At 64.9% G+C, this 5637-nt stretch carries 3 protein-coding genes; all 3 read left to right on the top strand.

Annotation, left to right across the window (positions count from 1 at the left end):
* The first annotated feature begins 549 nt into the window (after positions 1 to 549).
* The 3 genes from CAG44_RS27295 (at position 550) to CAG44_RS27285 (ending at position 5536) form a co-directional block, all read left to right on the top strand.
* Positions 550 to 3480 carry an aminotransferase gene (locus tag CAG44_RS27295; RefSeq protein ID WP_085693499.1) on the top strand — a complete coding sequence of 977 codons (2931 nt, stop codon included), beginning with the start codon at positions 550 to 552 and terminating at the stop codon, positions 3478 to 3480.
* Positions 3481 to 3554: 74 nt separating this feature from the next.
* Positions 3555 to 4460 carry a LysR family transcriptional regulator gene (locus CAG44_RS27290; protein ID WP_025339945.1) on the top strand — a complete coding sequence of 302 codons (906 nt, stop codon included), beginning with the start codon at positions 3555 to 3557 and terminating at the stop codon, positions 4458 to 4460.
* Between the two features lie 122 nt (positions 4461 to 4582).
* Positions 4583 to 5536 (top strand): hypothetical protein, encoded by a 954-nt coding sequence (locus CAG44_RS27285; protein ID WP_085693497.1) that lies wholly within the window; start codon positions 4583 to 4585, stop codon positions 5534 to 5536.
* The last annotated feature ends 101 nt before the right edge of the window (positions 5537 to 5637 follow it).

The following is a 5637-nucleotide window of genomic DNA, read 5'->3' as shown; positions in this document are numbered from 1 at the left end:
TGAACTCGCGGGTGTAGGTCTTTCGTTCTTGCATGGAACCTCCTGATTGGGCGAATCATATCGCCCTTAAGAGGTGTCCGGGATCATTAGGCCAGTTCAGCTTGCCGGCGATGGGCCGCAAAGCGGCCCGCTTTCGGCGAGGTAAAAAATAGACTTATCCCCTTCCTTGTAGGCCATTTCCCAATCCTCGCCGAACCCAAGACTTGCACCAAGGCTGATTAATATGTCGCCAGGGCCGGCCCTTTCGCGGGCACGCCCGCTCCCACAGGGCCACCACAGGTTTCAAGACTTGCGCAGTACCTGTGGGAGCGGGCGTGCCCGCGAAGAGGCCGGTCCAGGCAGTCGAGAGTTTTCAGGGGATTCAAGAATGACCACAGAAGACACCCACTTCACTGTCAGCAAAACCACGTCTACCAAGGCGAACACGGCATACACAGCTCCGGGAAGCGAATCCAATTATCAAATTTTCTGACAACAATCGTCTTCCATCATCAGCCAGATCGGGCATAAATTCTCCACCGTCAACCCCAGCAGCAACGGTAGAGCCCCATGTCCAGCCCACAACACCAGCCCGCCTCCCCTGCCCTGACCACGCTGATCCAGCGCTCCGGCCTGCCCAGCCCTGCGCTCGGCGAAGCCCAGGCACATGCCGTGCTGCAAACACACTACGGCATTGCCGGCAACCTCTCGGCACTGGGCAGCCAACAGGACCTGAACTTCCGTGTAGACGCACCGCAAGGCCGTTTCGTACTCAAGGCCTGCCACGGCAGCTACGCCCAACTGGAGCTCGAGGCCCAGCACGCGGCCCTGGCCTACCTGCGCGAACAGGGCTTGCCAGTGCCCGCCGTGCGCCCGGCCAGCGATGGCCAGATGCTGCTGGCGTTGGAAATAGACGGTCAACCGCTGCGCATGCGCCTGCTCGACTACATCGACGGCCAGCCACTGACCCGCCTCAAGCACATGGAACCACGCCTGATGGCCGAACTCGGCGGGCTCTGCGCGCGGCTGGACAAGGCCTTGGCCACTTTTGACCACCCGGGCCTGGCGCGCACCCTGCAATGGGACCCGCAACATGCCCAGGCACTGATCCAGCACCTGCTGCCCGTGCTGGGCAACGCCGCGCAACGCGCCCGCATCGAGCAGGCCACCCAGCTGGCCGCCGAGCACCTGGCGCCGCTGGTCGACCAGCTGCCAAGCCAGGCCGTGCACCTGGACATCACCGACGACAACGCCGTCTGGGCCCGCGATGGCGAGCGCCAGTGGCAGCTGCAAGGGGTGATCGATTTCGGCGACCTGTTGCGCACCTGGCGCATCGCCGACCTGTCGGTGACCTGCGCGGCGCTGCTGCACCATGCCGAGGGCGACCCGCTGCGCATCCTGCCGGCCGTGCGTGCCTACCAGGCGCTCAACCCTCTGAGCGAAGCCGAACTGCGGGCGCTGTGGCCACTGGTGCTCAACCGCGCCGCCGTGCTGGTGCTGAGCAGCGAGCAACAGCTCGCCGTCGACCCCGGCAACCAGTACACCCGCGACAACATCGCCCATGAATGGGAAATCTTCGACACTGCCACCGCCGTACCTTTCGCGTTGATGGAAGCGGCCATCCTGCAGGCTGCGGGCCTGCAGCCTGCCACGCCGGACCTGAGCGGCTGCGTCCCCCTGCTGCCGGAACTGGATGGGCAGGTAGTGACGCGCGTCGACCTGGGCGTGCTCAGCGGGCATTGCGAGGCGGGCAACTGGGAGCAACCGGGCTTCGACCAGCACCTGCTGACCACGCAACCGGCCCCGGCCTGCAGCCTGCACGGGCAGTATCGCCTGTCGCAAACCCATATCGACCGCCCCGAAGAGCCCGCCACCTGTGCCCTGGGCGTCGAGCTGCATGTACCCAACGGCAGCCTGGTGCAAGCGCCAGATGCCGGCACCTGGCAGCGCCATGGCGACGGCCGTGGCTGCCTGCGCAGCGCGCACTGGGCGTTGTGGCTGCAAGGCCTGGAAGACGCGCCTGCAGATGGCCAGGCCGTGGAAAAAGGCCAGCCGCTGGGCAGCAGTTGTGGCTTCCTCAGCGTGCAGCTGTGCCTGGATAGCGGCCTCCAGCCGCCGTTCTTCGCCACCCCGTCCCAGGCGGCCGCCTGGCTGGCCCTGTGCCCGTCACCAGCTGCGTTGCTGGGCTTCGACTGCAATGCCGAGCCGCTGCCCGATCCACAGGCCCTGCTGGCCCGCCGCGATGCCAGCTTCGCCCGCTCGCAGAAGCACTACTACGCGCAACCGCCTCACATCGAACGCGGCTGGCGCAACTACCTGATCGACATGCAGGGCCGCTCGTACCTGGACATGCTCAACAACGTTGCTGTATTGGGCCACGGCCACCCACGCATGGTCGCCGAGTCGGCACGGCAGTGGTCGCTGCTGAACACCAACTCGCGCTTTCACTACGCAGCCATCACCGAGTTCTCCGAACGCCTGTTGGAGTTGGCACCCGAAGGCTTCGACCGGGTGTTCATGGTCAACAGCGGCACCGAAGCCAACGACCTGGCGATTCGCCTGGCCTGGGCCTACAGCGGCGGGCGCGACCTGCTCAGCATACTGGAGGCCTACCACGGCTGGTCGGTAGCCACCGATGCCATTTCCACTTCCATCGCCGACAACCCGCAGGCCCTGGAAACCCGCCCGGACTGGGTGCACCCGGTCGAGGCGCCGAACACCTTCCGCGGCCGCTTCCGTGGCGCCGACAGCGCCACCGACTACCTGCGCGACGTCGACGCCAAGCTGGCCGACCTCGACGCCCGTGGCCGCCAGTTGGCGGGCATCATCTGCGAGCCGGTGTACGGCAATGCCGGTGGTATTTCGTTGCCGGCCGGTTACCTGCGCGAAGCCTATGCCAAGGTCCGCGCCCGGGGCGGCGTGTGCATCGCCGACGAAGTGCAGGTCGGCTATGGCCGCCTGGGCGAGTACTTCTGGGGCTTCGAGGAACAGGGCGTGGTGCCCGACATCATCACCATGGCCAAGGGCATGGGCAACGGCCAGCCTCTGGGCGTAGTCATCACCCGCCGCGAGATCGCCGAAGCGCTGGAGGCCGAGGGCTACTTCTTCTCCTCGGCCGGCGGCAGCCCGGTCAGCTGCCGCATCGGCATGGCGGTGCTGGATGTGATGCAGGAAGAAGGCCTGTGGGACAACGCCCGCGACACCGGGCGCTATTTCAAGGCGCGCCTGCAGGCACTGGTGGACAAGCATCCGCTGGCCGGCGCGGCACATGGTTCGGGCTTCTACCTGGGGCTGGAACTGGTGCGCGACCGCGCAACGCTGGAACCGGCAACCGAGGAAACCATGGCCCTGTGCAACCGCCTGCGTGACCTGGGCATCTTCATGCAGCCGACCGGTGATTACCTGAACATCCTCAAGATCAAGCCGCCGATGTGCACCACCCGGGCGAGCGTGGACTACTTTGTCGACAGCATTGATCGGGTGCTCTCCGAAGACCTGTAAAGCATTGCGAAGCTGGCCGAGGAGTGTTCATACTTTTCGGCCACAACGCTTCCTCGTCATCAGGTTTACTGACAATGGCCTTTACCAGCGACTCCCTGGCAATCTTCCTCGCGGTGCTGGAGGCAGGCTCGTTCTCTGCCGCCGCGCGCAAGCTGGGGCGTGTGCCTTCGGCCGTGAGCATGGCCATCGCCCAACTGGAGGCTGAGCTGGACCTGGTGCTGTTCGACCGGGCCACGCGCAAAGCCTTGCCCACCAGTGCCGCCCTGGCCCTGGAGCCCCAGGCCAGGCAGGTGATCTGCCAGCTCAACCTGCTCGACGCCCAGGCCCTGCAACTGCACAAGGGCCTGGAAAAACGCCTGACCATCGCCATGGCCCCCGAGCTGCAGACCGGCCGCTGGAGCCAACCGCTGGAAACCCTCGCCCAGGAATTTCCCAGCCTGGAAATCGAAGTGCGCTCGGCCACCCAGGCAGAAGCCATCCGCCTGCTGCATGACGGCAGCGTGCAACTGGCACTGGTCTTCGAACGCCCTGGCATCGACGAGCGCGAGTCATTCCTGGAGGCCGGCAGCCAGTTGCTGGTGGCCGTCGCCTCCCCCCGCCATCCAGCCGGGCAGAACAACGGCATGCCGTTGCCGGAAGAGGCTTTCGCCGAACAGCGGCAAATCATCGTGGCTTCGGGCAAGGCCACCGGGTCGGACCCGCGCATGGTGCTGTCGCGGCGCATCTGGCTGACCGACAGCTACCTGGCCACGCTGGACCTGGTGCAATCGGGGCTCGGTTGGGCCTACCTGCCGCAGCCGTTGGTCGAGCCGTTGATTGCTTCGGGCGCGCTGGCGGAGGTGCGCTTCGACAACATGGCCAGCCGGTTGCGCTTGTGGGTGGACATCATCTGGGTCAAGTCGCGCCCGTTGGGCCTGGGCGCCCGGCGTTACCTTGACGTGATGCGCCAATGCTTTGAAACAGAATCCCCGAGGTCCTGAGCAATACGACTGACTCGTCCGAAAGCGAAAAATCCTACAACTGGTTAGGAAGCCAATAACTACCTGCGGCATTGATTCCCCGTTAGGTTTCTGCTCGCCATCAAGAAGAAAAGGAACTTCTCATGTCGAGCCAGTCCGCGCAGGGCTACGTGCAGTCGGTCGATCACTTCGCCAACCAGCAGCGCCAACCAGAAGAGACCCTCTACCTTTTACTGGACCCATTCGCCGGCTGCCCGCCTGAGCACCCGCTGGCCATCACTGCCCTCAGCGAAGCGCTGGGTAGTGATGCCGTAACGCGCGTCGACTGCAGCGGGCTGGTGCAGGATCCTGAGTGCTGGCCAGCTCTGGTGCGGCTCGCCAAACCCGGCGATGCGCCCACAGCCCTTGCCCCATTAAGCGCGACCTGCGCCGCTCGTGAATCGGCAGCTACCTGGCACTACGTGTGTGGCTGGCTGATCAGCGATCAACCCGCCGACCTCATCGCCCAGCACATCAGCCAGCAGTGTCAGGTGCTGCACCAACCAGAACCGCACGGTATCACCGCCTGGTTCGAACCCGTGCGGCTGGCGCTGCTGCGCGCGACTCTGAAAAACGCAGGCGAAGTCCTCGGGCCCGTTCGCAGCTGGCTACATCCCGATGGTTTTGGCAGTTGCGAGGTATTCGAGCGCGAACCCATGGCTGGCGAACTGGCCGTCCCAGAGGCCGTAAGGGCGACCCAGCACGTCGCACCACAGATCATTCAACTGCTCGGCGCCTGGCATCGCTTGAGTGCCGTGCAGCATCCCCATGCACCCTGGCACTTCGCAGGTTCCTCAGGCTTGCCGGAAAACGCCCCCACCCATGCCATGAACCTGATCCTCAAGGCGTTCAAGCAGGGCCTGCGCGACCGCGCCGATATCCAGTGCATGAGCCTGCACATGCTCATGATCCACCCACTGCTCCTTCAGCACCCGACCATCCAGCACGAGATGGAAAAGGCAGCGGCCGGCGAGCAGCGCCTGGCGGACCGCTTCGCCAGCTACGACGACTGCACCTGGTCGCACATCGTCGCCGGCCTGCCAAAGGCAAGGAGTTAATCATGAGCATCAGCAAAGCCATCCACATCGCCATGCAGGAAGAGATCCCCAACACCTACGGCACCTGTAATGCCTGCGAACGCTCCGGCCTGCCGATTCTG

Source organism: Pseudomonas sp. B13(2017), assembly GCF_002113245.1.
Taxonomy (GTDB): Bacteria; Pseudomonadota; Gammaproteobacteria; order Pseudomonadales; family Pseudomonadaceae; genus Aquipseudomonas; species Aquipseudomonas putida_Z.
Note: the sequence above shows the minus strand (reverse complement) of the source record. Positions and strands in the feature narration are given on the sequence as shown.